The organism is Nocardia sp. NPDC051750 (assembly GCF_044453135.1).
Classification (GTDB): domain Bacteria; phylum Actinomycetota; class Actinomycetes; order Mycobacteriales; family Mycobacteriaceae; genus Nocardia.
Window position 1 is genome coordinate 1,017,795 of the sequence record NZ_JBITCK010000003.1, and the last position, 25,211, is coordinate 1,043,005.

The 25,211-nt window shown below is 68.3% G+C and carries 24 protein-coding genes, 1 tRNA gene and 2 pseudogenes; 11 read left to right on the forward strand and 16 right to left on the reverse strand.

Annotated features, from left to right (window positions below):
• Positions 1-44 precede the first annotated feature (44 nt).
• Genes ACIA75_RS17885 through puuE form a run of 3 tightly spaced genes read left to right on the forward strand, consistent with a single transcriptional unit; the run spans position 45 to position 3,257 of the window.
• Positions 45-1,253 (forward strand): DUF6986 family protein, encoded by a 1,209-nt coding sequence (locus ACIA75_RS17885; RefSeq protein ID WP_397105387.1) that lies wholly within the window; start codon positions 45-47, stop codon positions 1,251-1,253.
• A gap of 7 nt (positions 1,254-1,260) precedes the next feature.
• Complete coding sequence (gene alc, locus ACIA75_RS17890) at positions 1,261-2,319, forward strand: allantoicase (protein WP_397105095.1); 1,059 nt, start codon at positions 1,261-1,263, stop codon at positions 2,317-2,319.
• A gap of 14 nt (positions 2,320-2,333) precedes the next feature.
• The gene (puuE, locus tag ACIA75_RS17895; protein ID WP_397105389.1) at positions 2,334-3,257 is read left to right on the forward strand and encodes an allantoinase PuuE; all 924 of its coding nucleotides are present in this window, start codon (positions 2,334-2,336) and stop codon (positions 3,255-3,257) included.
• A gap of 23 nt (positions 3,258-3,280) precedes the next feature.
• On the opposite strand, the gene ACIA75_RS17900 is transcribed toward puuE, so the two are convergent.
• The 3 genes from ACIA75_RS17900 to ACIA75_RS17910 form a co-directional block, all read right to left on the reverse strand.
• Positions 3,281-4,237, reverse strand: a complete 957-nt coding sequence (locus ACIA75_RS17900) for a peptidase (RefSeq protein WP_397105391.1) — start codon at positions 4,235-4,237, stop codon at positions 3,281-3,283.
• 334 nt (positions 4,238-4,571) lie between these two features.
• Positions 4,572-6,308 carry a ubiquinone-dependent pyruvate dehydrogenase gene (gene poxB / locus ACIA75_RS17905; protein WP_397105097.1) on the reverse strand — a complete coding sequence of 579 codons (1,737 nt, stop codon included), beginning with the start codon at positions 6,306-6,308 and terminating at the stop codon, positions 4,572-4,574.
• Positions 6,309-6,757: 449 nt separating this feature from the next.
• Complete coding sequence (locus ACIA75_RS17910; RefSeq protein WP_397105099.1) at positions 6,758-7,606, reverse strand: LLM class F420-dependent oxidoreductase; 849 nt, start codon at positions 7,604-7,606, stop codon at positions 6,758-6,760.
• Between the two features lie 329 nt (positions 7,607-7,935).
• Between ACIA75_RS17910 and ACIA75_RS17915 the strand changes: the two genes are divergently transcribed.
• On the forward strand, positions 7,936-8,646 hold the full coding sequence (locus ACIA75_RS17915; RefSeq protein ID WP_397105101.1) for a hypothetical protein: 711 nt from the start codon (positions 7,936-7,938) through the stop codon (positions 8,644-8,646).
• Between the two features lie 40 nt (positions 8,647-8,686).
• Here the strand turns inward: ACIA75_RS17915 and ACIA75_RS17920 are convergent, their stop codons facing one another.
• Positions 8,687-9,271 carry a TetR/AcrR family transcriptional regulator gene (locus ACIA75_RS17920; protein ID WP_397105103.1) on the reverse strand — a complete coding sequence of 195 codons (585 nt, stop codon included), beginning with the start codon at positions 9,269-9,271 and terminating at the stop codon, positions 8,687-8,689.
• Between the two features lie 116 nt (positions 9,272-9,387).
• On the opposite strand from ACIA75_RS17920, the gene ACIA75_RS17925 reads away from it, so the two are divergent.
• Positions 9,388-10,167, forward strand: a complete 780-nt coding sequence (locus tag ACIA75_RS17925; RefSeq protein ID WP_397105105.1) for an SDR family NAD(P)-dependent oxidoreductase — start codon at positions 9,388-9,390, stop codon at positions 10,165-10,167.
• 119 nt (positions 10,168-10,286) lie between these two features.
• Here the strand turns inward: ACIA75_RS17925 and ACIA75_RS17930 are convergent, their stop codons facing one another.
• From ACIA75_RS17930 to ACIA75_RS17945, 4 genes are read right to left on the reverse strand one after another with little or no spacing between them, the layout of a single operon-like run.
• Entirely contained in the window at positions 10,287-10,616 is a 330-nt protein-coding gene (locus ACIA75_RS17930; protein WP_397105107.1) for a ScnB, read from the reverse strand.
• Entirely contained in the window at positions 10,613-11,317 is a 705-nt protein-coding gene (gene scnC, locus ACIA75_RS17935) for a thiocyanate hydrolase subunit gamma (protein WP_397105109.1), read from the reverse strand. The genes ACIA75_RS17930 and scnC overlap by 4 nt, the downstream gene beginning before the upstream one ends.
• Positions 11,318-11,324: 7 nt before the next feature.
• Entirely contained in the window at positions 11,325-11,609 is a 285-nt protein-coding gene (locus ACIA75_RS17940) for an SH3-like domain-containing protein (protein WP_397105111.1), read from the reverse strand.
• Positions 11,606-12,034, reverse strand: a complete 429-nt coding sequence (locus tag ACIA75_RS17945; protein ID WP_397105113.1) for a hypothetical protein — start codon at positions 12,032-12,034, stop codon at positions 11,606-11,608. Before ACIA75_RS17945 ends, ACIA75_RS17940 begins: the two co-directional genes overlap by 4 nt.
• 232 nt (positions 12,035-12,266) lie before the next feature.
• On the opposite strand from ACIA75_RS17945, the gene ACIA75_RS17950 reads away from it, so the two are divergent.
• On the forward strand, positions 12,267-12,941 hold the full coding sequence (locus ACIA75_RS17950) for a hypothetical protein (protein WP_397105115.1): 675 nt from the start codon (positions 12,267-12,269) through the stop codon (positions 12,939-12,941).
• Positions 12,942-13,006: 65 nt separating this feature from the next.
• Here the strand turns inward: ACIA75_RS17950 and hrpB are convergent, their stop codons facing one another.
• Positions 13,007-15,466 carry an ATP-dependent helicase HrpB gene (hrpB, locus tag ACIA75_RS17955; protein WP_397105117.1) on the reverse strand — a complete coding sequence of 820 codons (2,460 nt, stop codon included), beginning with the start codon at positions 15,464-15,466 and terminating at the stop codon, positions 13,007-13,009.
• Positions 15,467-15,756: 290 nt separating this feature from the next.
• Between hrpB and ligA the strand changes: the two genes are divergently transcribed.
• Positions 15,757-17,748 (forward strand): NAD-dependent DNA ligase LigA, encoded by a 1,992-nt coding sequence (gene ligA, locus ACIA75_RS17960; RefSeq protein WP_397105119.1) that lies wholly within the window; start codon positions 15,757-15,759, stop codon positions 17,746-17,748.
• Between the two features lie 109 nt (positions 17,749-17,857).
• On the opposite strand, the gene ACIA75_RS17965 is transcribed toward ligA, so the two are convergent.
• From ACIA75_RS17965 to ACIA75_RS17975, 3 genes are all read right to left on the reverse strand, one after another.
• Positions 17,858-17,931 (reverse strand) — tRNA-Lys (locus ACIA75_RS17965).
• A 278-nt stretch (positions 17,932-18,209) separates the two neighbouring features.
• Positions 18,210-18,944 (reverse strand): hypothetical protein, encoded by a 735-nt coding sequence (locus ACIA75_RS17970; RefSeq protein ID WP_397105121.1) that lies wholly within the window; start codon positions 18,942-18,944, stop codon positions 18,210-18,212.
• A 117-nt stretch (positions 18,945-19,061) separates the two neighbouring features.
• Positions 19,062-19,640: a TetR/AcrR family transcriptional regulator gene (locus ACIA75_RS17975; protein ID WP_397105123.1), complete on the reverse strand. Its 579-nt coding sequence runs from the start codon at positions 19,638-19,640 to the stop codon at positions 19,062-19,064.
• A gap of 98 nt (positions 19,641-19,738) precedes the next feature.
• On the opposite strand from ACIA75_RS17975, the gene ACIA75_RS17980 reads away from it, so the two are divergent.
• Positions 19,739-20,878, forward strand: coding sequence for an acyl-CoA dehydrogenase family protein (locus tag ACIA75_RS17980; RefSeq protein ID WP_397105125.1), 1,140 nt, complete (start codon positions 19,739-19,741; stop codon positions 20,876-20,878).
• A gap of 219 nt (positions 20,879-21,097) precedes the next feature.
• Here the strand turns inward: ACIA75_RS17980 and ACIA75_RS17985 are convergent, their stop codons facing one another.
• Positions 21,098-21,625: a CGNR zinc finger domain-containing protein gene (locus tag ACIA75_RS17985; RefSeq protein WP_397105127.1), complete on the reverse strand. Its 528-nt coding sequence runs from the start codon at positions 21,623-21,625 to the stop codon at positions 21,098-21,100.
• Positions 21,626-21,650: 25 nt separating this feature from the next.
• Here ACIA75_RS17985 and ACIA75_RS17990 point away from each other — a divergent pair, with 25 nt between their 5' ends.
• The gene (locus ACIA75_RS17990) at positions 21,651-21,815 is read left to right on the forward strand and encodes a hypothetical protein (RefSeq protein ID WP_397105419.1); all 165 of its coding nucleotides are present in this window, start codon (positions 21,651-21,653) and stop codon (positions 21,813-21,815) included.
• Positions 21,816-21,853: 38 nt separating this feature from the next.
• Here ACIA75_RS17990 and ACIA75_RS17995 read toward each other — a convergent pair whose 3' ends face one another.
• The 3 genes and pseudogenes from ACIA75_RS17995 to ACIA75_RS18005 form a co-directional block, all read right to left on the reverse strand.
• Complete coding sequence (locus ACIA75_RS17995) at positions 21,854-22,018, reverse strand: hypothetical protein (RefSeq protein WP_397105421.1); 165 nt, start codon at positions 22,016-22,018, stop codon at positions 21,854-21,856.
• A gap of 151 nt (positions 22,019-22,169) precedes the next feature.
• A pseudogene (locus tag ACIA75_RS18000) lies at positions 22,170-22,988 on the reverse strand (hypothetical protein); the annotation flags it as partial.
• On the reverse strand, positions 22,985-23,389 hold the full coding sequence (locus tag ACIA75_RS18005) for an ABC transporter permease (RefSeq protein ID WP_397105129.1): 405 nt from the start codon (positions 23,387-23,389) through the stop codon (positions 22,985-22,987). The pseudogene ACIA75_RS18000 and the gene ACIA75_RS18005, both read right to left, overlap by 4 nt.
• Between ACIA75_RS18005 and ACIA75_RS18010 the strand changes: the two are divergent.
• Positions 23,343-23,597 (forward strand): annotated as a pseudogene (locus ACIA75_RS18010) (LLM class flavin-dependent oxidoreductase); the annotation flags it as partial. The gene ACIA75_RS18005 and the pseudogene ACIA75_RS18010 overlap by 47 nt on opposite strands.
• A 333-nt stretch (positions 23,598-23,930) precedes the next feature.
• Positions 23,931-25,127 carry a GNAT family N-acetyltransferase gene (locus ACIA75_RS18015; protein WP_397105131.1) on the forward strand — a complete coding sequence of 399 codons (1,197 nt, stop codon included), beginning with the start codon at positions 23,931-23,933 and terminating at the stop codon, positions 25,125-25,127.
• The last annotated feature ends 84 nt before the right edge of the window (positions 25,128-25,211 follow it).

The window sequence follows — 25,211 nt, forward strand, 5'->3', positions numbered from 1 at the left end:
CGGGATCCACCGCCCGGCCCGCCGGGGCGACCGGTGAGCGCGCGATCCACCGGATCGACGCCCTGCTGGCACCGGTCGACGCGATGCTCGCGCACCGGTATCCGGATCACCGCACCGATACCCAGCCGGTGCACACCGTCTACGTCAGTGCGGCCACGGCCACCAGCGGCACCACCCGGGCCTGGGGTGAGACGGCGCTGTCGATCCTGGCCGCGCACCGCGACAGCCTCGGGGAGTGGTGCGACGACACGACCGTCGACCTGGTGGAGCGCACGCTGGCCCACCGGCCGATCATGGATCTGCGCATCGATTTCGAGGACGGCTACGGATGGCGGAGCGACGCCGTCGAAGACCGTCATGCGCGTTCCGCCGGGCAGACCCTCCGCGCGCGGGGGCCGTCCGGGCCGGTCGTCTGCGGCATCCGGTTGAAAGGCCTGGCCGCCGGCGAGCGGCGGCGGGCCGTGCGAACTCTGGAACTGGTGCTCGATGCCGCGGGTGGGGTGCCGCCCGGTTTCGTGTTCACGGTGCCGAAGCTCCGGGCCGCGGAGCAGGTTCCGGCCGTGGTGGCGCTGTGCGAGGAATTCGAACGCGGGCACGGGCTGGCGCAGCGCTCGCTGCGGTTCGAACTCCAGATCGAGAGCCCGCAGGCGATCATCGGTGCCGACGGGACCGTGACCGTGGCCCGGGCCATCGCCGCGGCGGACGGGCGCTGCGCCGGATTGCATTACGGCACCTACGATTACAGTGCCGCCTGCGGTATCGCGGCGCCGCACCAATCACTGGCACATCCCGTCGCCGACCATGCCAAGGCGGTGCTGCTCGTCGCCGCCGCGCAGACCGGGATCCCGGTGAGCGACGGCTCCACCCAGATCGTGCCCGAGGCGTCCGCCGCCGACGTGCGGGCGGCGCTCGACCACCATTTCCGGCTGGTCGGCCGTTCGCTGGAACGGGGCCTCTACCAGGGCTGGGATCTGCATCCCGGACATCTGGTCACCCGCTGGGCGGCGACCTTCCATTTCTACCGCGCGGCCCTCGCGGTGGCGGCTCCGCGAATCCAGTCCTACCTGGATCGGCGCACCGGTGGTGTGCTCGACGAACCGGCGACCGCCGAGGCTTTGGCGGCCTGCGTCCTGCGCGGATCGGGCTGCGGCGCCTTCACCGAGGCCGAGGTGCGGCGCCATGCACCCGGCTGTTCGACAGCGGTTCTGAAGGCCCTCGCCGACCGGACCTATGACATCGACACCGAGGAGTGAATTCCCCATGCCGACTTCTGGTTCCGCCCCCGACCTCGACCCGGCCGGCCTCGCTGTCGCCGGCCGGACGGATGCGGCCGGCTTCACCGCCCTGCCCGACCTCGCCGTCCGCACCCTCGGCGGCGCAGTCATCTGGGCCACCGATGAAACCTTCGCGGAGAAGGAGAATCTGATCAGCCCCGGGGCGTCGACCTACCGTCCGGCCACCTTCGGGCACAAAGGGCAGGTCTACGACGGCTGGGAGACGCGCAGGCGCCGGACACCCGGCGTGGACGAGGCCGTGATCCGGCTCGGCGTGCCGGGCATCGTGCGCGGTGTCGTGGTGGACACCGCGTGGTTCACCGGGAACTTCCCGCCGGAGGTCTCGGTCGCGGCCGCCTCGATCGAGGGTTACTCCGATCCCGCCGTACTCGCGGCCGGCGCCGAGTGGCATACGCTCGTACCGCGCAGCCCGATCGCCGGCGACACCCGGACGCCCTTCACGGTCGATTCCGAGCGCCGCTGGACGCATCTGAAGCTGACCATGTACCCCGACGGCGGGGTGGCGCGTCTGCGCGTGCACGGCGAAGGACGGCCCGACCCGCAGTTCCTCGACGCGGCCGGTATCGATCTGGCCGCACTGGAAAACGGTGCGCTGGTGACCGGTTGCTCGAATATGTTCTACGGTGCCCCGCAGCAGCTGCTGTACCCCGGACCGGCCCGGGTGATGGGGGAGGGCTGGGAGACCGCGCGCCGCCGCGACGACGGAAACGACTGGGTCGAGGTGCGGCTGGCCGGTGCGGGACAGGTCCGCATGATCGAAGTCGACACCTCCTGCTTCGTCGGCAACGCGCCCGGCGCCGCGCGGCTCCGCGGTCGTGACGGCACCGGCGCCTGGCGGGACCTGCTGCCACGCACGGTCGTCCGCCCCGACACCCGGCACCGGTTCCTGGTGCACGATCCGGCGCCGGTCACCGATGTGCGCCTCGATATCTATCCCGACGGAGGCATGGCGCGGCTGCGCGTCTTCGGTGCCCTGACACCGGAGAGTCGTGACCGGCTCGTTGTGGAACGGGGTAGGCGGTGAATTATCCGCGGGACATGGTCGGCTACGGCCCAGAGCCGCCGGACCCGCACTGGCCCGGCGGCGCCCGGATCGCGGTGCAGTTCGTCCTGAACTACGAGGAGGGGGCGGAAAGCAGTGTGCTCGACGGCGATCCGGGCTCGGAGACATTCCTGTCGGAGATGACGCCCGCCACGGCCTTCCCGGACCGGCATATGAGCATGGAATCGCTGTACGAGTACGGTTCTCGCGCCGGATTGTGGCGGATCCTGCGCGTGTTCGAACGGCGCGGCCTGCCCTTGACGATCTTTGCGGTCGCCCGGGCATTGCAACGCAATCCCGAAGCGACGGCCGCATTCCTCGCCGCCGATCACGAAATCGCCTGCCACGGTTTGCGCTGGTTGTCCTACCAGGACACCTCACTCGAAATAGAGCGGGCGCATATGGCCGAGGCGGTGCAGATCCTGCGTGAACTCACCGGCGCGGCGCCGCGCGGCTGGTACACCGGCCGGGATTCGCCCAACACTCGCGCACTCGTGGTCGAACACGGCGGTTTCGGCTACGACTCCGATTCCTACGCCGACGATCTGCCGTACTGGGTCTCGGTTCCGGTGGGCGGAACGATGGTCGATCACCTGGTCGTCCCGTACACCCTCGACACCAACGATATGCGGTTCGCTTCGCCGGCCGGATTTCCCAGCGGTGACCAGTTCTTCGCCCATCTGCGCGACGCGTTCGATGTGCTGTACCGGGAGGGTGCGGACGGCCGGCCGAAGATGCTGTCGGTGGGCCTGCACTGCCGCCTCGCGGGCCGCCCCGCCCGTACTGCCGCACTGGAGCGGTTCCTCGATCACGTCCAGGCACACGATCGGGTGTGGATCGCGCGGCGGATCGACATCGCCGACCACTGGCGCGCCGTGCATCCCCCTCCCGGGAGGGCCACGGGTGATGTCGAGGTCTGATTCGTGGTCGTTCACCGGCACTCCTACTGCGGGAAGAGGGGCAGGACTTGTGACATGACCTGCCGGGCGACATCGTCGGTGGCCGAGGTGACCTCCGCGACCGGAATGCGGGGGACGGAATCAGTGCTCGCCAAGGGTAGTTCGGGCCCGACCGGGGCGTGGTAGATCGGGATACTGCTGTCGTACAGCGATGTCGAGCGGAACACGGTGCGGCCGTCGAACTTCTCCTCGGTGCTGCGGGCCCGCATCTGCTCGGGTACGCGGTACGCGTAGCTCACCGTGACGGTTTCGTCCCGGTACCGGAACAGGCATTCGGTGAGCCGGAGCTGGTCGGTATCCGCGGTGCCGGGCAGGGTCGCGCGGACCGCGCACGGGTCGGCGCCGAGCAGTACCGTACCGACGGTATCGGGGGAGGTGCCCTGGCCCGGCGACTCCCGCCAGCGTTCGATCATCCCGGATAGCAAACCATCGGCAACCGCGCAGGAGTCGCGGTCCGGAACCGACAGGCCGAGGTAGAAGGCGGCGCCGGCCGGGAAGCGGGCGGTGGCGCCGCAGGCGCGCGGATCGCCGTCGCGGCCGGGCACCAGCAGGACACTCACATCCCCCAGCTGTTTGCTGATACCGCGGCTGGAGGTGAGCGGCGGCAGCAGAGTCGTATGCCAGGTCAGCGTGGACTCGCCCGCGGGTGGGGTGCCGAGGGCGGCCCGGCACGAGTCCAGGCCGATCGTTACGCTCCGGATATCGCCGAGTCCGAGGTCCGCGAGGGTATCGCGGGGGAGTAGCGCGCACACGTCGAGCTCGCGGGTGGCCTGGGCGACGGCCGCATGCTGTTGCGGGCTGTCCGCGGGTGTGGACCAGAATTCCGGCGGTGGGCCCGGGGTCGGCGGCGGCAGTGGGTCGCCGGCGCGGGTGCCGGTGTCGTCACCGCAACTCACCACGGCGAGCAATACGGCTGCGGCGAGCGTGAGCGTGCGATACATCGTCACCCCTGATTTCCCGGTGCGAGCCGCTCCGGATCGTTGCCAGCGTTGCCAGGTACCGAGTCTGCGCGCACCGGCAACCCCAGCGCAATTATCCCGATGCCTTCGGCCGGTCGATCGGCCCGGCGCGCGCGGAGCGCGGCCCCGGTGGGTTGTCTCAGTGGGTTACCAACGGCCGATCGCCTTACTCGGTGTCCTGGGCTTCCAGGGTGTGTAGCACGGTCCGGAGGAGGCCGTCGAGGGCGGCTTGCCCGGTGCCGGGGACTGCGGAGGTGTGACTATATTTGCCGGCCGCCGGCTTGGAACCGGACGACTCCACCGGCCGCGTGCGGGATCAGTCCAGGATGCGCCGCGAGACATTGGTGGTGACCAGGTCGAGCAGTTCGTCGCCGCGGCCGGCGAGGATGGTCCGGATGGCGTAGAGGGTGAAGCCCTTGGCCTGTTCCGCCGACACCGCCGGCGGAATCGTCAGTTCCTGCCGCGCCACCACGACATCGACGAGTGCGGGACCCTCGTGCGCGAAGGCTTCCTCGAGGGCCGGCTCCAGGTCACCGGGCTGTTCCACCCGGCGCCCCCAGATCCCCATCGCCCGGGCGGCGGCACCGAAATCGGGGTTCTTCAGCTCGGTGCCGAAGTTCACCACGCCGGCCGCCTTCATCTCCAGCTCCACGAAGTTCAGCGACGAGTTGTCGAAGACGATCACCTTGACCGGCAAATCGTTCTGCAGCAATGTGATCAGCTCGCCGAACAGCATCGACAGCCCGCCGTCACCGGCGAGGGCGATCACCTGGCGTCCCGGGTGGGCCGTCTGCGCGCCGATCGCATGCGGCAGGGCGCAGGCCATCGTGCCGTGGGTGAACGATCCGGTCAGACGTCGCCGGCCGTTCATGGTGAGATAACGCGCCGCCCAGGTCGTCGGCGTGCCGACGTCGAAGGTGAACACCGCATCGTCGGCGGCCAGTCGATTCACCAGGCCGGCCACGTATTCCGGCCGGATGGGCGTGCGATCCCGATCGTTCACCGCCAGCGCGTCCAGCGATGTGCGGGTGCGCCGGTAGTGTCGCAGCGATCTGTCCAGATGCGTGCGGTCGGACTTCCGCGACAGCAGCGGCAGGAGCGCGTCGATTGTGTCCCGCACGCTGCCGACCATGCCGACATCGATCGGTGTGCGCCGGCCTAGATGGCTGCCGCGGATATCGACCTGAATGATCGCGGCGTCCTCGGGATAGAACTGCGTATACGGGAAATCGGTGCCCAGCATCAGCAGCACGTCGGCTTCTTTGATCGCCTTGTATCCCGAGGCGTAGCCGAGCAGTCCCGTCATCCCCACGTCGTAGGGGTTGTCGTATTCCAAGTGTTCCTTGCCGCGAAACGCGTGCACGATAGGCGACTGCAGCATCTCGGCGAGGGTCATGACCTCGGCGTGGGCGCCGGCGGTCCCGGCGCCGCCGAGAATCGTCACCTTCGACCCGGCATTCAGGATGTCCGCCGCACGGCGCAGCGTGGCGTCGTCCGGCCGCAGTACCGACCGGGACGGCAGCACCGGCCGGCTGCTCCACCGCTCGCCGGCCACGCGGCTCTGGAACACCTCACCCGGGATCACCACCACGGCGACACCGCGTTCTTCCACCGCCGCTCGCATCGCCATCTCCACGACGCGCGGGGCCGACTGCGGGCTACTGATGAGCTCGCAGTACACACTGCACTCGCGGAACAACTCCTCGGGGTGGGTCTCCTGGAAGTACCCGGAGCCGATCTCGCCGACCGGGATATGCGCGGCGACGGCCAGTACCGGAACCCGGGTCCGCTGCGCGTCGTAGAGCCCGTTGACGAGATGAAGGTTGCCGGGCCCGCAACTGCCGGCGCAGACGGCGAGCCGCCCCGTCAGCGCGGCCTCCGCGGTCGCGGCGAACGCGGCGGCCTCCTCGTGCCGCACATGCTCCCAGCTGATACCGTCCGCTCGCCGTATCGCGTCGGTGAATCCGTTCAGGCTGTCCCCGGGCAACCCGTACACCCGGCTGACACCGCTGACCTGCAACGCGGAGATCATATGTTGAGCAACCGTCGCCATGGCCCGACCCTACGCGCGCCGAGTGCGATCTCCGGACAGGTGAATCGTGAAAGTTCTGCAGAGATCTGCATGAACTCTCGAAAAGTATTCGCCTCCAGTATCGTCCGCTGATTCTCGCGCACTGTGGCAAGTCGGCGCGCAAGGAATCCGGGGCCGCGTGTGCCCCAACACCTACCCCAGTCGCCGTCGCTGTTGTCCCGATCGCCTGCAGAAATGGCTGCGTCGTTGCACTGGAAATCAACCGAGCCGACGAACTGCTGGACTGATCGAAGGCGGCCGGCGCCACGCATTCGGCATTGGTGCAGGCCGCTGCTGTGAGTCGCGGGTGATCGCACGGAAGGTCGGCGCCGGCCCTGGTCTGGCGGAGCGGGGGCGAGTGGTGGCCGTGCGGTCCGCCGGTGCAGTTCGGGTCTATGGCGGAGCGGCTGCTGTCGGGTGGAAGCCGGAACTCAGGATGTGAGTCCGGAATCGCGGATGGCCTCGGCGAGTGGCTCGAGTACGGCCGGGTCGTGGGGTGGCGGTAGGTAGACGATCGCGAGTTCCAGGCCTTCGGCGCCCAGGGTGGCCGCCCAGTCGATGAGCTCTGCGTAGCCTAGTTGGGGGTCGAGCCGTTTCTGCGCCGAGAGCATGATCTCCTTCGGGTCGCGGCCGATATCGGCGCAGTGGCCGGCGAGGATGTCGCGTTTGCGGGCGAAGTCTTCGGGGGTTCCGGCGACGAAGTTCCAGTGCTGGGCGTAGCGGGCGGTGATGCGGAGGGTGCGTTTCTCGCCGTTGCCGCCGATGCAGATCGGGGGGTGTGGGCGTTGCGGGCCTTTGGGTTCGTTGCGGGCGCCGGTCAGTTGATAGAACTTGCCGTCGAAATCGGTGGTCTCCTGGCTCAGCAGCCCGATGAGTACTTGGCAGGCTTCTTCGAATCGGTCGAGGCGATCGGTGATGCTGCCGAGTTCGATGCCGTAGGCGCCGGATTCTTCCTCGTTCCAGCCGGCGCCGATGCCGAGTTCGAGGCGGCCGCCGGAGATGATGTCGAGGGCGGCGGCCATATTGGCCAGGACGGCGGGGTGGCGGTAGTGCACACCGGTCACCATGGTGCCGAGCCGTAGGCGTCGGGTGGCCTGGGCCAGTGCGGTCAGGGTGGTCCAGCCGTCCAGGCACGGCCCGGTGGAGTCGGAGAAGATCGGATAGAAGTGGTCGAAGGTCCATCCGGATTCGAAGATCTCGATATCGTCGGCGGCTCGCCAGACGGCGAGCATATCGGCCCAGGTGGTGTCCTGGGGGGAAGTCTTGAACGCGAATCGCATGGTGACAGGCTAGAAGTTGGAGTGAGCTCCAGGTCAAGACCGTGTCGGCGTGTCGGTACCGCCGGCATCCGAAACCCCTGGTCGCGACCTCGCTCGGAGATCCGCTGCCTCTGATGACACGACGACGGGGTGCCGCTGGGTGTGGTCAGGGGCTCGGCCGGCACTGGGTTGCGCCGGCCGGCCGGTCGCCGGAACGGGCGGTGAGCGATAGGCGGTTCCGGCTCGCGGTGCCCGGGATTTGTTGCGGGAGGGAGGATCCCGTTCCGGTGCCGGAGTGCAGCCCGTACCCTGGTCCGGCAAGCATGGGTCTGTGTGGGAGGAAAATTACGTTGGTTCGCAGGGAGCCGCGGGAAGATCGAGACGTTTCGCCGGAGAACCGCGAAACCATCCGCAACAACATCAAGAAGGAACTCGGCATCCCCGGCTCCTTCGAGGGCAGCGCACCGGACGACTTCGCGGCGTGGTTGTCCCGGGTCGAGAACATGATGGAGGACATCCCTCGGGAGAATCGGCAACCGTTCGATATCACCGACAGCCGCGGGGTGACCGACGTGGTCGGCGAGGCGTACATGCTTAGCCGGCTCACCGATATTCGCAAGGAACTACAAACCGGGCTGCGGAATGCCACGGCGCGGAACGAACTCGACCAGATCCAGTATGTGGCCGAGTCCGCGATCCATGATCCGGTGGCCCGGCAGATGGTCGCGGATCAGATTCAGCGAGCACAGGAAGTGGTGGCCAGGTCCTCGGTGATCGAGGACGCACGAGAGACGGCGCTGGAGATCGAATTGCAGAATATGGTCCAGGATCTGAAGGGGCGCCGCGCGGGGGCGCGGTGGTCGCTGTTCCAGCGGGAACCGATCGCCGTACTGATCGGCGCGTTCCTGCTGGTCGGATTCAGTGTCGTGATGGTGGTCGCGATGTTCACGCAGACGAAGGTCCCGGACCTCGTGATGAACTTGATCCTGCTGATCCTCGGGTTCTTTTTCGGTCAGTCGACTCTGGCCGGCCGGGACGATCGGGGGGCGAGCCGAACCTGATCACGCGGAGCCGGCGATACGCTCACGGGGACAGCTGTATTCAGGTGGTACGCAGATGGTCGATCAACAGGTCGAGAATCGCTTCGAGGTGGTCGGTGGAGCCGGTGGAGCGTAGAATCTGGACGCCACCCTGGATACCGGCGATGAACGCGGCGGCGGTGCGCGGCGCCGAGAGTTCGGGCCGGATATCGCCGGTGTCCTGCATGATCCGGAGACCTCGCTCGATATCGCTCTCCCATTGGGCGAGCAATACCGTGACCACATCGGAAGCGCCCGGTGTGTTCCGGACCTGATCCATCAGAACACCCAACGGGCACAGTCGTCCCTGCGCCCGGTACCGGGCGATCAGGGCATCGCGCCAGCGGTCCCAGGCCGCCCAGGTGGTGAGGTCGCCCAGATGTGGTTGCTGGTCCAGGAGCACCCGATCGGCCTCCAGGCGGGCCACCGCGAGGAGTAGTTCCTCCTTACCGCCGGGGAAGTAGTGGAAGATCTGCCCCTTGCTGGTCCCGGTGATCGCCCGGACATCGTCGAGGGTGACGGTGCCGGGGTCGGCGCCGCGCAGATAGGTCGCGGCGCCCTCCACGATCCGGTCGCGGGTCGCACGCCCCTTGGTGGTAAAGGCCATGCCGGAAAGCATACTTTCGCCCCGTTCTCACGGGTCCGTGAGCGGCTCTTTTCGTGGCGAAGTGGGCCATATTTCTGGACTTGCCGGTCCAAAAATCGAAGATTACCTTCGCCGGTATGAACACACGACTTCAGGGACGGACCGCCCTGGTAACCGGTTCCACCAGCAATATCGGACGCGCCATCGCCCTCGCCTTCGCTGCCGAAGGTGCCCATGTCGTCGTATCCGGTCGCGACCGCGGGCGCGGCGACGAGGTGGTGACCACGATCCGCGAAGCCGGCGGGCGCGCGGACTTCGTCTCGGCCGATCTGGACGGATCGGCCGAACGCAGCCACCGGCTCGCCGAGCAGTCGCGGCGGGTGCTCGGTGGCCGCATCGATATCCTCGTGAACAACGCCGGAATCTATCCGCCGGTCAGCACGGTCTCGGCCCGCGACGAGGATTTCGACCGCGTGTACGGGGTCAATGTGAAAGCGGCGTTCTTCCTGGTCCAAGCGGTCGCGCCGGCGATGATCGAGGCCGGTGGCGGGGTGGTGATCAATCTGGGGTCCTGGGTGGCCCGGGTGTCGGTCGGGGTGGGCGGCCTCTACGCCTCGTCGAAAGCGGCAGTGGAATCGCTGACCCGAGCGTGGTCCGCGGAGTTCGGTACCCGCGGAATTCGTGTCAACGCCCTCTCTCCGGGCGTGATTCGGGATCCCGCACTGGACCCCGCCGCCGATTTCCCCGGCGAACACCTCATGCGCAATACCCCCGCGGGGGCGCCAGGGCACCCCGACGCGATCGCCGCCGCCGCGGTATATCTCGCGTCCGATGAGGCGGCCTTCGTCCACGGGACCGTCCTGGATGTCGACGGTGGCCGGGTGAATGTCGCCGAGGCGACGCCGATACCCGGGTGAGAAGCGCCGATCACCCATGATGCCGGCAGCCGCGGCACCGGCAAACTGGCTGTCCGGCGCGCCGCCGGCAACTGCCGAAGCGGATCCCGGGTTCGAGGGCGGCCGCCGGTGACCGCAAGCTACTGCCGCTGGAATCGAGCGCGAACGGTATCCATCCGTGCGCTCAGCTCCTCCGGGGTGATCAGTTGCCGCTCCAGCATCGTGTGCGCCGTGACGACGAGTGAACGTGTCCGCACCGGGAAGTCGTGGTAGATGGTCTCGCCGAGATCGTCTTCTGCGTGCCGGCGGGCGAGATTGTCGAATGCGCCGCGCCAGGACAGGCATTCGCAGGTCGCCTGCATACTCGATTCCCATGGATCCGGCTTGCCGTCGAGCTCGGGCAGCGTACTCGCCCGGCCCGGCCGCGAATCCAGGGCACGCAGGATGACCTCGTAGGGTTCGCTCGTCATCGCCGGGCCCTTTCGTCGATTTCCGCCCGATCCGGCGGGGTGCGGGCGGTCCAGTCGACCTGTGGCAGGGCCACACCGATCATGGTGTCCCTGGTGACGATGGCCGCCAGATGTTCCTCGGTCCAGCCCTCGGTGCCCGCCGGGCGCATCGGCATCACCATGAAACGCGACTTCTGGTTCGAATCATGCACTCGGACTTCGACTTCGGGTGGAAGGTGGAGCCCGAATTCGGCCAGTACCTCGCGGGGACGGCGCACCAGCCGCCGCCGGTAATTCGGGGTGCGATACCAGTCCGGGGACATGCCCAGCACCGGGCGCGGGTAACACGAACACAGGGTGCACACGATGACGTTGTGCAATTCCGGGGTGTTCTCCAATACGTAGAAATAGGTGTAATCGCTCGGGGTTCCCGACCCGGTCGGGTCACGCCAGTCGATGCCGACTTCCTTGCACGTCTCGGTGCCGTCGGCCAGAAGTCGTGCCTTGAAATCCGGATCGGTCCACGCCTTGGCGACCAATGTCGAGCCACCCGACGGTCCGACAGATTCGGCCCATTCGGAGAAACGCCGGTGATCTTCCTGCGAGAAGAGACCCTTCTCGATGGCGAGTTCCCGGATAGCCCTCTCCATTACCTCGAATTCGCTTATTTCCCCGGTTGTCTCGATCGGTGTGTGCGCCCCGTGGTCGTGGGTACCGCTCACTCGGTTCCTACCTTTCTGGTTCGAGCCAGTGCTCGGAAACCTCGGTTTCCAGGGTGTCGGCATCGAAGCCGGTGTATGCCTGCCAGAGGTCTTTCTGCCGGAATCGCACGACATAGAAGGGTTCGCGGCGGCCGTCGTCGCGTCCCCATGCCTCGTCCTCCGGGATAACCCATTCGGGGCGGTACTCGACGACGACGCCCGTTCGTCCTCGGGTGTAAGCCTGGGTTCGAGTATGGAACATCGTGGTCGCGTTCCGGACCGTGACACGGTCACCGATCGAGAATTTCCTCATCGCTCGCCGGCCTCCAATCGGGTCCGTACGTCGTCGAGTTTGGCCGACAATTCGTCGGGCGTGATGAAACCCTTGCCGACGAGGTACTTCGCCGCCACCGTTACCCAGCGTGCGTAGTACGGGAGTCCGAAATAGAGTGTCGCCCCCAGATCGTTTTCTGCCCGGCGCCGTTCCTCGGAGTTCCAGACGCCGCGCCAGCCGAGGCATTCGCAGGTGATATAGGTGTTCATCTCCCAGGGCTCCTCGGCCTTTTCCTCGTACGGGACCGGGATATCGGGCTGTCCGCCGACGTCGTGGGGCACGTGGCGCAGGGCGATGAACAATTCGTTGGATATGTCGTACGGTGAGTCCAGCGGATCTCGGAGAACCGGGGCGATTCCCGCAACGCGGGCCTGGATATCATCGAAACTGCTGTGTGAACTCATGAGCTCTCCGTAGGTCGGATGCGCGGAACAGGCTGACAGTGCGACTCCAGCGTGCGAAGTACGACCGGTCATTTCACGAATTCAGGGGGCCGAGTCTACTCCCGGAATCCCGGCGGGGATCGATTCGGCGAGGCTCGCGCCGCTCCCGGCGCCCGGATCGGCTGCGCCGGTGAGTGCCGATCCGGGCTCGATCGTTCACCGGGGGAAGTAGAACGTGTGTTAGTTTTCCGCCATGACGAAGCTGATCCTCGCCCTGCACGGCGCCGGTCTCGGTGCCTGGCTGTGTGCTCCTGCGTTCCGGGAGTCGCTGGCCGCGGGGGGAGCGACAGCAGTCCAGGTGAACCTCGACGACGCCGACGTGGCGCCCGCTACGATGCGGTTCGGGCCCGCCGAACCGATCACCGCCCTCGTCTCGGTATGGACCGACGGCGATCCGGCCGCGGCGATCAGCACTGTTGCCCACGCCGCGGACGAACCCGCACTCCACGCCTATCGCGTCGGTGAGCGGGTACGGCTCGACCCGGTGCCGGTGCCGGACGGCAGTCGCTGCGATGCCCTGGTCAACGTCGCCCTACTCCGCAGGCCCGAATCCTTGACCCGGGACGAATACCTGGAGTACTGGCAGATTCACCACACCCCGATCGCCATCCGCACCCAGAACACCGTCGGCTACGTCCAGAACATCGTCGAGGAAACGCTGACCCCGCGGACACCGGAAACAGCGGCCATCGTCGAGGAACACTTCCCGATGGGAGCGATGACCGACCCGCATGTGTTCTACGGCAGCCGCGGTGACGAGAAGGAACTCCACCGCCGAGTTACCGAATTGATGTCCAGCGTCTCCCGATTCGGCGCGGACACCGGTCTGGACCTGGTACCCACCAGTCGCTACCGCTGGAACATCTGAGCCGGTGGTCCGTCGAACGGCTCACCCGTAGGGCGAGGGCTATCGCAGCAGGCGAAATCCGGACGTCAGCGTGGCGGTTTCGGCTGGTCGCGGCCCGCGTTACGGGCGGTGCCCCGGTGGGCGGGCACCGTGGCGGGGTCCTCCGGCCAGGCATGTTTGGGGTAACGGCCGCGGAGGTCGGCGCGGACCTGGGGCCAGCCGGTGTGCCAGAAGGATGCCAGATCCGCGGTGACCGCGACCGGGCGCTGGGCGGGTGAGAGCAGGTGCAGGACGATCGGGACCCGGTCGTGGGCCAGGCGTGGTGTAGCTGTCCAACCGAAGACCTCCTGCACTTTGACCGCGAGCACCGGCGGGTCGGCCGAGTAGTCGAGGCGGGGGCGGCTACCGGAGGGGACTTCGATGCGTTCCGGCGCCAGTTCGTCCATCCGGGCGGCGTCCGGCCAGGGCAGTAGGCGGCGCAGTGCCTGTCCGGCGTCGATGCGTTCGAGGTCGGCGCGGCGCCGGGCGGCGGCGAGTTCGGGGCCGAGCCAGGTGTCGGCGGCGGCGAGCAGTGATTCGTCGTCGACCGGCGGCCAGGGTGCGCCGAGAGTGCGGTGCAGGAAATCGAGCCGCTGACGTAAGGCGGTCGCATCGGAATTCCAGGACAGCAGGCCGAGACCGGTCGAGATCAATCCGCGATGCAACGCTGCGCCCAGCAATTCCCGATCGGGATTGCGAATCGGCTTCTCCGACAACATGATCGCACCCAGGCGTTCGACCCGCCGGGCGACCACATCACCGTCGGCCCACTCTATTTGGTCGACGGTGGTCAGCAGGTTCGCGGCGGCACGGCGCGCGAGCTGTTCGTCGGCGGCCGCGGCCAACCGTATGTACCCCTCGGAACGACCCGGATCGCGTGTCGCGACACCGACCGCCAACCACTCCGGGTCGCCGGTCCCGGAGCCCGGCGGCAACGTGACCGCGGTGCCACCGGCCATGAGGTAGCTCGACGAACCCGGCCCGCGCCGCCGCGCCAGCCGTTCCGGATGAGCCAGCGCGACAACGAAAGCCGGATCGTCGACCCCGTCCGGGCCCTCGACCGATCGGGCCAGCCGGTCGACCTCCCGCCGCCAGCGCGCCGGCCGCTCGCGCCGCAGCACACGCAGACCGGCCGTGAGATCGGCACCGGACGTGTGGGTGTCGTCGTCGAGCACGGTGACGACTTCGGCGGCCGCCCGCGCACCGACCACGGGCGCCCCGTCGAGCAGTGCGCGCGCAAGCCGGGGATGCAGACCGATCCGGGCCATGCGCCGCCCGCGGTCGGTGACTACACCATCGCTGTTGACGGCCCCCAGCACCCGCAGCACCTCCCGGCCGGCCGCCAGCCCACCGGGCGGTGGGGCGTCCCACCAGCTGAGACCGTGTCCGTCGGCCGTGCCCCAGCAGGCCAGCTCCAGCGCCAGCCGGGTCAGGTCCGCCGTCCGGATCTCGGGCTCCGGATAAGCGGGCAGCGTGCCGTGCTCGTATTCGGGCCAGCAGCGCCACACCTGCCCCGGCGCCTCACGCCCGGCACGCCCGGCCCGCTGGCCGGCCACGGCCGCCGAGACCCGGACTGTCGCCAGTCCGGACAGCCCGCGCGCTCGGTCGATCCGGGGGACCCGGGCAAGACCCGAATCCACCACCGCCCGGACACCCGGCACCGTCAGACTGGACTCCGCCACCGCCGTGGACAACACCACTCGCCGCCGCGCACCCGGCCGCAACGCCGTGTCCTGCTCGGCCGCGGCGAGCCGGCCGTGCAGCGGGACGATATCCGCGCCGTCTACGTCGGCCAGAAGTGCTGCTGTCCGCCGGATTTCGGCTACTCCCGGGAGGAAGACCAGCACGTCACCGCCGGTTCCGGCGAGCGCGGCCCGGGTGGCGCGCGCGACGTGTGCTTCGATCCGCTCCCGTGGCAGCGGGGGAACATAGGTCGTGTCCACCGGATGCGTCCGATCTTGGACCTGCACCACCGGCGCAATGCGATCCCCGCCCAGAATCGTCGAAAGGCGTTCGGCCGCAACGGTCGCGGAGGTGGCGAGCACGCGCAGGTCGGGTCGCAATCCGGCCCGGGCATCGAGGAGCAGCGCCAACAGCAGATCCGCGTCGAGGTGCCGTTCGTGGCACTCGTCGAGCAGCACCACATCGACCCCCGCCAACTCCGGATCGCCCTGTAACCGGCGCACCAGCAACCCCGACGTGACCACCTCGATCCGGGTATCCCGGCCCACTCGCCGATCCCCGCGGACCGAGTAGCCGACAGTCCCGCCCACCGATTCGCCCAGCAGGGCAGCCATCCGCCCGGCCGCCGCGCGCGCCGCGACCCGCCGCGGCTCGGCCACGAGCACCCGCCCCGGAACACTCGCCGCCAGCGCCAGCGGCACCAGGGTCGTTTTCCCGGTCCCGGGCGGCGCGACCAGCACAGTGGTGCCGTTCTCGGCCGATACCCCGACCAGTCGATCGAGAATGCCGCGGACGGGTAGATCGGGAAGCTCGGGCAGTTTCATCACCGATCATTCTGAAGCCTCGGCTTCGTACGGCGGCGCCCACCGCCCCCGTACCGGGCGCATCGGTGAGTGCCGCCGGCCGGACTGTGGTCTCCGGAACGGCGCACATATCGATGGTGACCTGGTCGGTCAGGCTTCGGCACCGTGCCCGACGTCGCACTTCGCGGAAGTGGCACGCGACCTCGGGCGTTGTGTCACCGGCCGAACCGGTGTGCGTCTTCCGGGCCCGCGTCGTCCCGCCCGGCCTCGCCGACGCGGTGTGTCGGTGGGTTTCGGTAGCGTCTGGTCCTGTGGAAATCGGGGAATGTATCCAAGAGCTCGCGGACCGCATGGTGGTGCTGCGGGATGCCTATTACCAGGGTTCGCCGTTGGTCGCGGACGCCGAGTTCGACGCGATCGAGGACGAGCTCCGCGGTCTGATCGAGGCGCACCCGGACCTGGCGCCCGACCCGAATCCGCTGGAGCAGGTCGGTGCGCCCGCGGTGCTGCACGCCCCGATCCGGCACGCGCGTCCGATGCTGTCGCTCGAGAAGGCGACCACGCCCGAGCAGGTCGCGGCCTTCTTCGACCGCTTCCCCGGCCAGCCGGTGGTGGTGATGCCCAAGCTCGACGGACTGTCCCTGTCCCTGGTCTTGGAGGATGGGCGCCTGGTGCGGGCGGTGACCCGCGGCGACGGCACCACCGGTGACGATGTGACCATGCTGGTCCGCGCGTTGGTCGACGGGGTGCCCGAGCGGATCGATGTGCCGGGACGTGTGGAGGTACGGGGTGAGGCGGTGATGCTGCGGTCCACCTTCGCCGCCTACAACACCGCACACCCGGACAAGCCGCTGATCAATCCGCGCAATGCCGCGGCCGGCACACTGCGGGCGAAGGATCCGGCTACGGTGTCCGAGCGGCGCCTGCAGTTCTTCGGCTTCGACCTGGACACGTCGGCCGGGGGCGCCGCGATCGACCTGGAAGAGGGGCTGCGCGCGCTGGGGGTCGCGGGGGCGCAGATGCGGCTGTGTACCGACGCCGAGCAGGCGCAGGCGGCGATCACCGCGATCGAGAAAGGCCGCAACGACCTGGATTACGATATCGACGGTGCGGTGCTGCGGCTGGCCGATCGTGCCGCCTACGCGGCGGCCGGGACCCGGTCGAACAGCCCACGTGGTGCGCTGGCGTTCAAATTCGCCGCCGAGGAGAAGACCACCGTGCTGAACGAGGTGGTCTGGGATGTCGGGAAAACGGGCAAGATCGTCCCTGTCGCCTGGCTGCAGCCGGTGTTCGTGGGCGGCACCACGGTCACGAAAGCGACGCTGGCCAACCAGCAGGTGATCCGCGCGCGCGATATCAAGGTCGGTGACACGGTGCTGGTGCGCCGCGCCGGCGACGTGATCCCGTTCGTGGCCGGCGTGCTCGACGCCTCCCGGCGCACCGGCGAGGAGCGCGAGATCGTGCCGCCCACCGCCTGCCCCTCGTGCGCGCAGCCGGTCACCGAACAGGGCAACAGCCGGGAGCTGTTCTGTACCAACGTCGCGTGTCCGGCGCAGACGGTGCGGCGGCTGATCCATTGGGCGTCGCGGGCGGCAGCCGATATCGACGCCATCGGGCAGGTGTGGATCGAACGCCTGGCCGAGGCGGGCATCCTGGAGCGCCCATCGGATTTCTACACGCTGACCAAGGAGCGACTGCTCGAGTTCGACCGGATCGCCGAGGTGTCCGCCGCGCGCATGATCGAGTCGATCGATGCCAGTCGCCAGGTGGGCCTGCGCCGCGCGCTGATCGGTCTGGCGATTCCGATGGCCTCCGACGGCACCGCCGCGCGCCTTGCCCGGGCAGGCTTCGGCTCCCTGGAGGAGGTCGCCGACGCGGGTGTGGAACGACTGGTGGCGGTGGAGGATATCGGGCCGAAGGTGGCCGCCTCGCTCGTCGAGCACCTCACTCGCCTGCGTCCGGAACTGGAGCGGCTGCGCGCCGCGGGCGTCTGCCTGGACGTCCGTGAAGAGGACCTTCCCCCGGTCGTCGCGGCCGGCGCCCCGCTGGCGGGCAAAACGGTGGTGATCACCGGTGCGCTCAGCGATCCGCGCTCCGGCGAGAAGGTCGCCCGCCCGACGTTCCAGCGCCTGTGTGAGAAGGCGGGTGCGACGGCAGCGTCCTCGGTCTCGGCGAACACCGATCTGCTCATCACCGGTGCGGGAGTCGGCGAGAGCAAACTGGTTAAGGCGGAGAAACTCGGAGTCGAGGTCGTCGACCAGGGCGAGATCTGGCAGCTGCTGATCACCGCCAAGGTCATCTGAGCGCCTCGCAGCGGCGGACCTCCGACGGGTGCTTCGCGTCTCGGCACAGGAGCCGAGTCCGGGTGGCGACACAGGCGGAGGGGCCGGGAATACCCTTCCCGGCCCCTCCTGGTTAACGAGTGGGATTCGAACCCACTACCGTCGGATTAAGAGTCCGATGCTCTACCAGATGAGCTACCGTTGCCCCACCTGTGATCGCCGAGTACGCGGGTGTGCGTCATGGTGAGTAACCCCGCGCGTTGCCTTTACGCCACAGCGGCAGGGAGAGCCGCCGCCGGGAATCGAACCCGGATAACAGGGATGCGTCGCGCACACCCAGATGTCGTGCGATCGATGGAGTTGTTGAGCTTGGAGCAAGAATCTGAATTTGACGGCAGACTCTGGCAGCGACTGCCTGTTCAGTTTCAATTTCAGGTTCAGCTTGTGCTCCATCCCCCGGGAGGGGGAGTCTGTGTTCCCGGCTAACCGAACAGGTAGCCGAGAATGGCCTGGCCCGGCTCGACATCCGTGACGGGCGTCGAATTCGCCGTTTCCCGGGCGAAGCGTACCGCGTCGAGCAGCTTGCCGAGCCGTTCCTCGATATCGCCGACTTCCTTCGCGGGCAGGGCGCCGGAGAACTTCGTGGTGTTCCACCGGCCCACCACCACGTCCTCGTGGTACACCTCCACCTGCGCGGGATGCTTATCGGTGGCCGGGGCCAGCACGTGGTTGCGCGGCACCTTCTTGGTGCGCACGGTCTGTGACGGCTGGGTGGCGTAGCAGTCGCTGACCTCGTCGAACGACCACGACTCGGCCGGATCCAGGGTCGGCAGCTTGGCGACGAACCTCTTCAGTTCGGTCAGCTGCTTCTCCAGGAAGAGCAGATAGGTGACCGGCAGGTCCCGCGCAATGGTGACGCCGTCGACGGTGAGATCGGCCTTCGCTGCACAGTTGGTGGAATCCTTGGTCGCGGTCACGTCGAACAGCCGCGTCAGGGTGCGCTGCACATCCGCGATCACCTCGCGCGCCCGCACCTGGACCCGCTTCGATTCCGGCGGCAGCTCTTCACCCATATCGTCGAGCGGCCGGTACGTGCGCGAAATACCCGCCAGCAGATCGACTTTACCCACCCGCTGGTACGCGGCCGTGACATCCGCGTTCGCCTGCGACTTCGCACCCTTTTCGATGGCGATGAGTTGATTCAGCTTGGTGGACAACGGTTTCCCTCCTTCAGTCACCTCGTTGCGACCGGAGATACCGTAACCGGGCGGCGCCGGGGGCCGCCACCGATATTTGCGTCCGGACTCATCGAGGCAGGTCCGCCGGTGGGGCGGTCAGGCGCTGATGCCGTGGGTGAGGACCGCGGCGAGTTCGCGGTAGGCCGCGGCGTCGTCGAGGCCGGTGCTCGCGCGCAGGCCGCCCTGCTGGATGCGCACCATCATGGTGGCGGCGAGGTCGGCGGCGAATGCCGCATGCACACGACGGAATTCGCCGGTGGACACGCCGTGGTCGATCAGTTCCTGGACGCGCCGAGCCGCGATGCGGGTGTTGCGGTCGTAGACCGCGCGCGCGGGGGCGAAGGCGTCCAGGTCGGCCATGAACCGGGCCGAGGCCGCCGACAGTGCCTCGCCGACCGCGGTGAGGTAGGCGGCGATGCGGTCCCGCGGTTCCGTGGTCGCGGCGACGCTCGCCTCGACCGCTTCGGTCGCCTGTTTGAAGAAATGCACGGTCGCGGCGGTGACCAGCTGTTCCTTGCTGTCGGCGAGGGTGTAGAGGGTGGACTTCGAGCATTTGAGACGCGCCGCGACGGCGTCGAGGGTCAGGTGTGCGAAGCCCTCGGTCAGGAACAGCTCGACCAGCTCGTCGAACAGTTTCGTGCGGCGGGCCGTCGCAAAGGCCGAACGTTGCTCCATGGCCGCAAACAGTACTGCAGACGTCCTTGCAGTACTGGTACAGCGACAGTACTGTAGGCGTCAGTCCAGTACTGTCACCCGTTCAGGAGGAGAATCCTGTGGCTGTCGATCGACTCCTGCCCGCCGGCGAGGCACGGGATCTCATCCAGCTCACCCGCGATATCGCCGACAAGGTGCTGGCGCCCATCGTGGACGAGCACGAAAAGGCGGAGACCTACCCGGAGGGCGTGTTCGCCCTGCTGGGGGAGGCCGGACTACTCAGCCTGCCGTACCCGGTGGAGTGGGGCGGCGGGGGACAGCCCTACGAGGTGTATCTGCAGGTACTCGAGGAGATCGCCGCACGCTGGGCCGCGGTGGCGGTCGCGGTGAGTGTGCACAGTCTGGCGTGTCATCCGCTGCTGGCCTTCGGTACCGACGAGCAGAAACAGCGGTGGCTGCCGGAGATGCTGAGCGGCACCACGATCGGCGCGTACAGCCTGTCGGAACCGCAGGCCGGCTCCGATGCCGCCGCGCTCGCGTGCAAAGCCACCGCCGAGGCCGGCGGGTACCGGATCAACGGCGCCAAGGCCTGGATCACCCACGGCGGTATCGCCGACTTCTACAACCTCTTCGCCCGCACCGGTGAGGGTTCCGGTGGGATCTCCTGCTTCCTGGTACCCGCGGACACCGACGGGCTGAGTTTCGGCAAACCGGAGGAGAAGATGGGTCTGCACGCGGTGCCGACCACCTCCGCGCACTACGACAATGCCCATATTCCCGCCGAACGCCGTATCGGCGCCGAGGGGCAAGGGCTGCAGATCGCCTTCAGCGCACTGGATTCCGGCCGTCTCGGGATCGCCGCGGTCGCGGTCGGGCTCGCGCAGGCGGCGCTCGACGAAGCCGTCGCCTACGCCGGAGAGCGAACAGCGTTCGGCCGTAAGATCATCGATCACCAGGGCCTCGGGTTCCTGCTCGCCGATATGGCGGCGGCGGTGGACTCTGCCCGCGCGACCTACCTCGACGCGGCGCGGCGCCGGGACGCGGGGCTGCCGTACTCGCGGAATGCCTCGGTGGCCAAACTCGTCGCCACCGACGCGGCGATGAAGGTCACCACCGATGCCGTCCAGGTCCTGGGCGGGTACGGCTACACCCGGGACTTCCGGGTCGAGCGGTATATGCGGGAAGCCAAGATCACCCAGATCTTCGAGGGCACCAACCAGATCCAGCGCCTGGTCATCAGCCGTCACCTCGCGCGCTGAAACGCCGCCCGGCCGTCGCTCCTCGCGGCCGGCGATTCGCGCCGCCGGCCTGTCCGAGGGGTGTGGGACGAACGAGTCCTACTCGTAGGGGTGTGGGACGAACGAGTCCTACTCGTCGAACAGCCCGAGGCGTCGTCGTTCGAGCTCTGCAGTTCGCCCGGCGGTGCGCCGGGTCGACGATGTGGCGGACAGAATTCGCCCGGCGGCGCGTCTCGGCGGTCATGCTCGCGCCGGCGATGCCATCTGTGGGCGAGTGGATCGTGCCCGGTGCCTGGCGACGTTGACCCGGTTGGCGCACCGATCGGAACAGAAGCGCCGGCGCCCGTTGCGTGAGGTGTCGACGAACACCAGGGCGCAGCCGGGCCGTGCGCACAGCCCGATCCGGTCGGGGGCGGTACAGAACAGCTCCGCGAGCCCGGCGGCGGTGTAGGCCTTGACCCGTTCATCGATCGGGGCCTCCACCGCGGCGTAGTGCAGATGTGGGGCCCGCCCGTCGTGTGTCGATATGTGCGGGCGACTCGTGGTCTCGGCAAGGAGGGCGTTGAGCAGGTCCACGCCGGGTGTGCGGAAGACCTCGGTGAGGCGGCCGGTCCACCGCCGCAGCTCGGCGGCCTGCCGGGGGTCGACGACGCCGACCGGCTTGTATCCGGCGTCGATCAGCAGCGCGGCGAGGTCCTGATCGGGGTCCGCGTTGACGAGCCGGACCGCGAGTTCGGCAGCCAGACCCCCGTAAGGGTTGAAATGCATAGAACCATTACATCAGACTCGGGATATGACAGTCACCTGCTCCGCATGCGCCTGGCCCGCACCGACCCTGCTGTCCGAACACGGCGCGGTACGTTACTGGCGCTGTGTCTGCGGGCAGTGGCTGGTGAGTGAGGCCGATGCGGTGACGGCGGCTCCCGGTGAGAACGATTTCGCCGACGCGCGCGGGTGACGCGGGTATAGCGGGGGCCGGCTCGTGGTCCGCTGAGTTCAGTGTTCCCGTAGGAGAGTCCCGGCCCCGGTGGCGACCCGGTCGTCGAAGCCGTGTTCGCGGAGTGCATGCCACAGAGTGGCGGTATTTATCGCGACGACCGGTTTGCCGAGCTCGGCCTCCAGGTTGTCGGCTTGTGCGACGAAGGACAGATTGGTGCCCACCTGGACGATGGCCTCGGCGTCGGCGCTGTCGATCTCGGTGACGACCTGCCGGATCCGTTCGGGGGTTTCCCGGGCGAATCTGCTGGGCGGTCGGACACCGCAATCCCGTGATGGCGGTGACCTCGAAACCGGCTTCGGTGAAGAACCGGCCGACTTCCTTGTCGGCGACCGGCTGATAAGGCGAGAAGACCGCGATACGGCGGCAGCCGAGCTCGTGCATGGCCGCACGGCAGGCCGAAGCGCCGGTGGTGACCGGCAACCCGGTGCGTTCGCGCAGCCGCCGCTCGAAGGATTCGTTACCGGCCACGCCACCCCAGAAGGTTTCCGCGGACATCCCCATGACCATCCGGTCGGGTTCGGCGCTGAGTACATCGCGCACCGCGGTATCGATGGAGGCGCGGATCTGGCCGAGCAGGGCGCGGAAATCGGCATCGTTGCCCATGACCGGTTCCGGGATGTACATGCTGCCGGCGCGGTAACTGATGCCGGGCAGGTTCGCTCGCCAATAGTCGTGTTCGACAACGGTATTCGTGCTCGGCACGATCACTCCGAAAACGGCGCGGGGGCCGACGGCGTTGGTCACGGCGCACTCTCCTCGAGCTGCTGTATCCGGGCGAGGCAGATTCAGCGGCGCCGAGACCGCCTTCGTGGCCGGACTGGATCCGAGAGTGCCGATATCGATACTGCCCGCGCCGAACGCCTGCACCACATCGGCGCCGGAGGCGAACTGAGTCCAGGTGATCGTCGCGTTCGGCAGGCACGCCTCGAGCAGACCCCGGTCTTTGACGTACAGGTCCGCGTTGGGGATCGCCTGATAAGCAAGGCGCGCCGTGGCGGTGATCCCGGTATCCGGTTCGAACGGGCAGGCCGCGCCGCTCTGCGCGCCGGTATCGCCGCGACCGGACTCCACGCATCCGGCGGCGGCGAGAGCCAGGACCAACGCCAGAACAGTACGCAGTGTGCGTGTCATACCTTGCCCTTCCAGGGAACCGCCGCGTCACCGGCGAATTTGATGACCGAATCGAGAACCAGTGCCGCGCAGCCGATCACGATGATGCAGGCGATGGTCAGCGGTGTGTCCAGCTGTGTTCCGGAGATATAGGCCAGCCCGCCGATCCCGGGTATGCCGTCGGCGGCGACTACGGTGGTCCAGGCGAACGCGGTGGCGATGCGGATACCGCCGATCACCTCGGGCAGGGTCGCGGGGAGCACTACCCGGATGACCACCTGCCCGCGACCGGCGCCCAGCGAACGGGCGGCATCGAGATAGTCCTGCCGGACCCCCGCGACACCGTTGGCGATCGCGATGGGCGGGAACGCGGCCGGCCACTGGTCGGCGGCGGGCACTCCGGAACAACTGGCCGACGCCATCGAGGAACGCTACCGTGCGGGCGTTCTGGACATCATCTCCCTGGGCGGCCTGGACGACCCGCGCACCCGTGATTTCGTCACCAACGGTCTCCTACCGGAGTTGCGCCGCCGGGATATCATCGGCACCTATTATGTCGGCGAGACCTTCCGGGACAATCTGGAGCTGCCACCGCTGCCCGCATCCACGAACGAGCAGGTCGCGGTGTAAATCCGGTGGTTGCGCATCGACACACGACGTGCAGCCACCGGAGGTCGGGGTCATGCCTCGCAGGCCCATGCGCCGCCGGGTCTGCGGCGTCACGACCGGGGTGGCCCTGGTTCTGGACGACAACGAACCGGGCATCCGTTGCGTCGCCGTTCCGGTCCGAGGCGGCTCGAGCAACAGTGGCGAGCCATCGATGTTTCGGTGACCACGCCCCATATGCCGCAGGAGCAGATGCGTGGGCCGGCCCGTCGCCCGGCGGGGCGGGCCCCGGCATCGCTCGACCGCCTGGTGAACTGATCGCAGATATACGACCGACCCGAAACCGGAGCGTTGACCATGCCCGCCGATATCGAAATACTGACCGACGCCGCGGACCTGCGCACCGCGCAGCAGGTATTCCGCACCGCGATGATCGGGGTACCGCAGCTCGATGCCGAGGCCGCGGACGGGTTGAACGAGCCGGGCCGGACCCTGGGCGCCCGGTCCGATGGCGAACTGATCGGGACGGCCAATTCCTATACGAGCTGGCTGGTGGTGCCGGGCGGGGAACGGCTACCGCATGCGGCGGTCACCCATGTCGGGGTGCTGCCCACCCATACCCGCCAGGGAGTCGTGACGGCCCTGCTGCGCCGCCAGCTGGCCGATATCGCGGAGCGGGGCGAGATCGTCGCCTCGCTGCGAGCCACCCAGGGCGGGATCTACGAGCGGTTCGGGTACGGCATCGCCGGGTCGGCGGCGCGCCTCGAGATAGATCGGCGTCGTGCCCGTTTCCGCGATACCGTGCCGGCGGCCGGGCCGGTGCGGCTACTCGCGCCCGCCGACGCCTGGGAGGTCCCCGCCAAGATCTACGCCACCGCCGGGGTCTCCTGGGTCGGAGCGATCGACCGGCCGGCGCAATGGTGGCGGCTACAGCAACTGATGCGCGGCCAGGGGCATGTGGCCGTGCACGGTGACCCCGCCTCGGAGGATGGTTTCGTCCGATACCGCGGGGTCGAATCCGCCGAGTGGTCGCGCAGCCCGCAGCGCACGATGGTGGTGGACGATCTGATCGCCACCACCGATGCGGCCTACGCCGGGCTGCTCCGGCATGTGCTCGCCGCGGATATCGTCGATTCCGTGGTGATTCCGGCGGCCGCCCCCGATGCGCCGCTGCGGCATCTGCTCACCGACGAGCGGGCGGTGGCGGTCACCGAGATCCGGGACGAGACCTGGTTGCGGTTGATCGACGCACCGGCCGCATTGAACCGGCGCGCCTACAACCCCGGCCCACCGGTGGTCCTCGGAATCACCGATCCGATCCTCCCGGCCAACACCGCGACCTACCGGATCACCCAGGACGGAGCGTCGGTGGTGGACGACCCCGCCGACCTCACCACCGATATCGCCACACTCGCGGCCGCCTATCTGGGCGGAACCCCGTGGCGCCACCTGACATTGGCGGGCCGCGTCACCGAGCACCGGCCCGGCGCCGCGGCCGCGGCCGACGTGCTGTTCGCGGTGGAGGATCACCCGTTCAGCGGGACGTATTTCTGACAACGTGTCCGGTCGGCAAACTATCGTTTGCCCAGGGACGGCCGGCCGAACTCAGTTCGAGCGGTTCGAGCCGGACCGACCGCA

Coding starts and splice junctions, on each gene's coding strand:
- alc (WP_397105095.1), top strand. CDS start 1,261: ATGCCGACTTCTGGTTCCGCCCCCGACCTCGACCCGGCCGGCCTCGCT.
- puuE (WP_397105389.1), top strand. CDS start 2,334: ATGGTCGGCTACGGCCCAGAGCCGCCGGACCCGCACTGGCCCGGCGGC.
- ACIA75_RS17900 (WP_397105391.1), bottom strand. CDS start 4,237: ATGTATCGCACGCTCACGCTCGCCGCAGCCGTATTGCTCGCCGTGGTG.
- poxB (WP_397105097.1), bottom strand. CDS start 6,308: ATGGCGACGGTTGCTCAACATATGATCTCCGCGTTGCAGGTCAGCGGT.
- ACIA75_RS17910 (WP_397105099.1), bottom strand. CDS start 7,606: ATGCGATTCGCGTTCAAGACTTCCCCCCAGGACACCACCTGGGCCGAT.
- ACIA75_RS17920 (WP_397105103.1), bottom strand. CDS start 9,271: ATGGCCTTTACCACCAAGGGGCGTGCGACCCGCGACCGGATCGTGGAG.
- ACIA75_RS17925 (WP_397105105.1), top strand. CDS start 9,388: ATGAACACACGACTTCAGGGACGGACCGCCCTGGTAACCGGTTCCACC.
- ACIA75_RS17930 (WP_397105107.1), bottom strand. CDS start 10,616: ATGACGAGCGAACCCTACGAGGTCATCCTGCGTGCCCTGGATTCGCGG.
- ACIA75_RS17940 (WP_397105111.1), bottom strand. CDS start 11,609: ATGAGGAAATTCTCGATCGGTGACCGTGTCACGGTCCGGAACGCGACC.
- ACIA75_RS17945 (WP_397105113.1), bottom strand. CDS start 12,034: ATGAGTTCACACAGCAGTTTCGATGATATCCAGGCCCGCGTTGCGGGA.
- ACIA75_RS17950 (WP_397105115.1), top strand. CDS start 12,267: ATGACGAAGCTGATCCTCGCCCTGCACGGCGCCGGTCTCGGTGCCTGG.
- hrpB (WP_397105117.1), bottom strand. CDS start 15,466: ATGAAACTGCCCGAGCTTCCCGATCTACCCGTCCGCGGCATTCTCGAT.
- ACIA75_RS17975 (WP_397105123.1), bottom strand. CDS start 19,640: ATGGAGCAACGTTCGGCCTTTGCGACGGCCCGCCGCACGAAACTGTTC.
- ACIA75_RS17985 (WP_397105127.1), bottom strand. CDS start 21,625: ATGCATTTCAACCCTTACGGGGGTCTGGCTGCCGAACTCGCGGTCCGG.
- ACIA75_RS17990 (WP_397105419.1), top strand. CDS start 21,651: ATGACAGTCACCTGCTCCGCATGCGCCTGGCCCGCACCGACCCTGCTG.
- ACIA75_RS18005 (WP_397105129.1), bottom strand. CDS start 23,389: ATGGCGTCGGCCAGTTGTTCCGGAGTGCCCGCCGCCGACCAGTGGCCG.
- ACIA75_RS18015 (WP_397105131.1), top strand. CDS start 23,931: ATGCCCGCCGATATCGAAATACTGACCGACGCCGCGGACCTGCGCACC.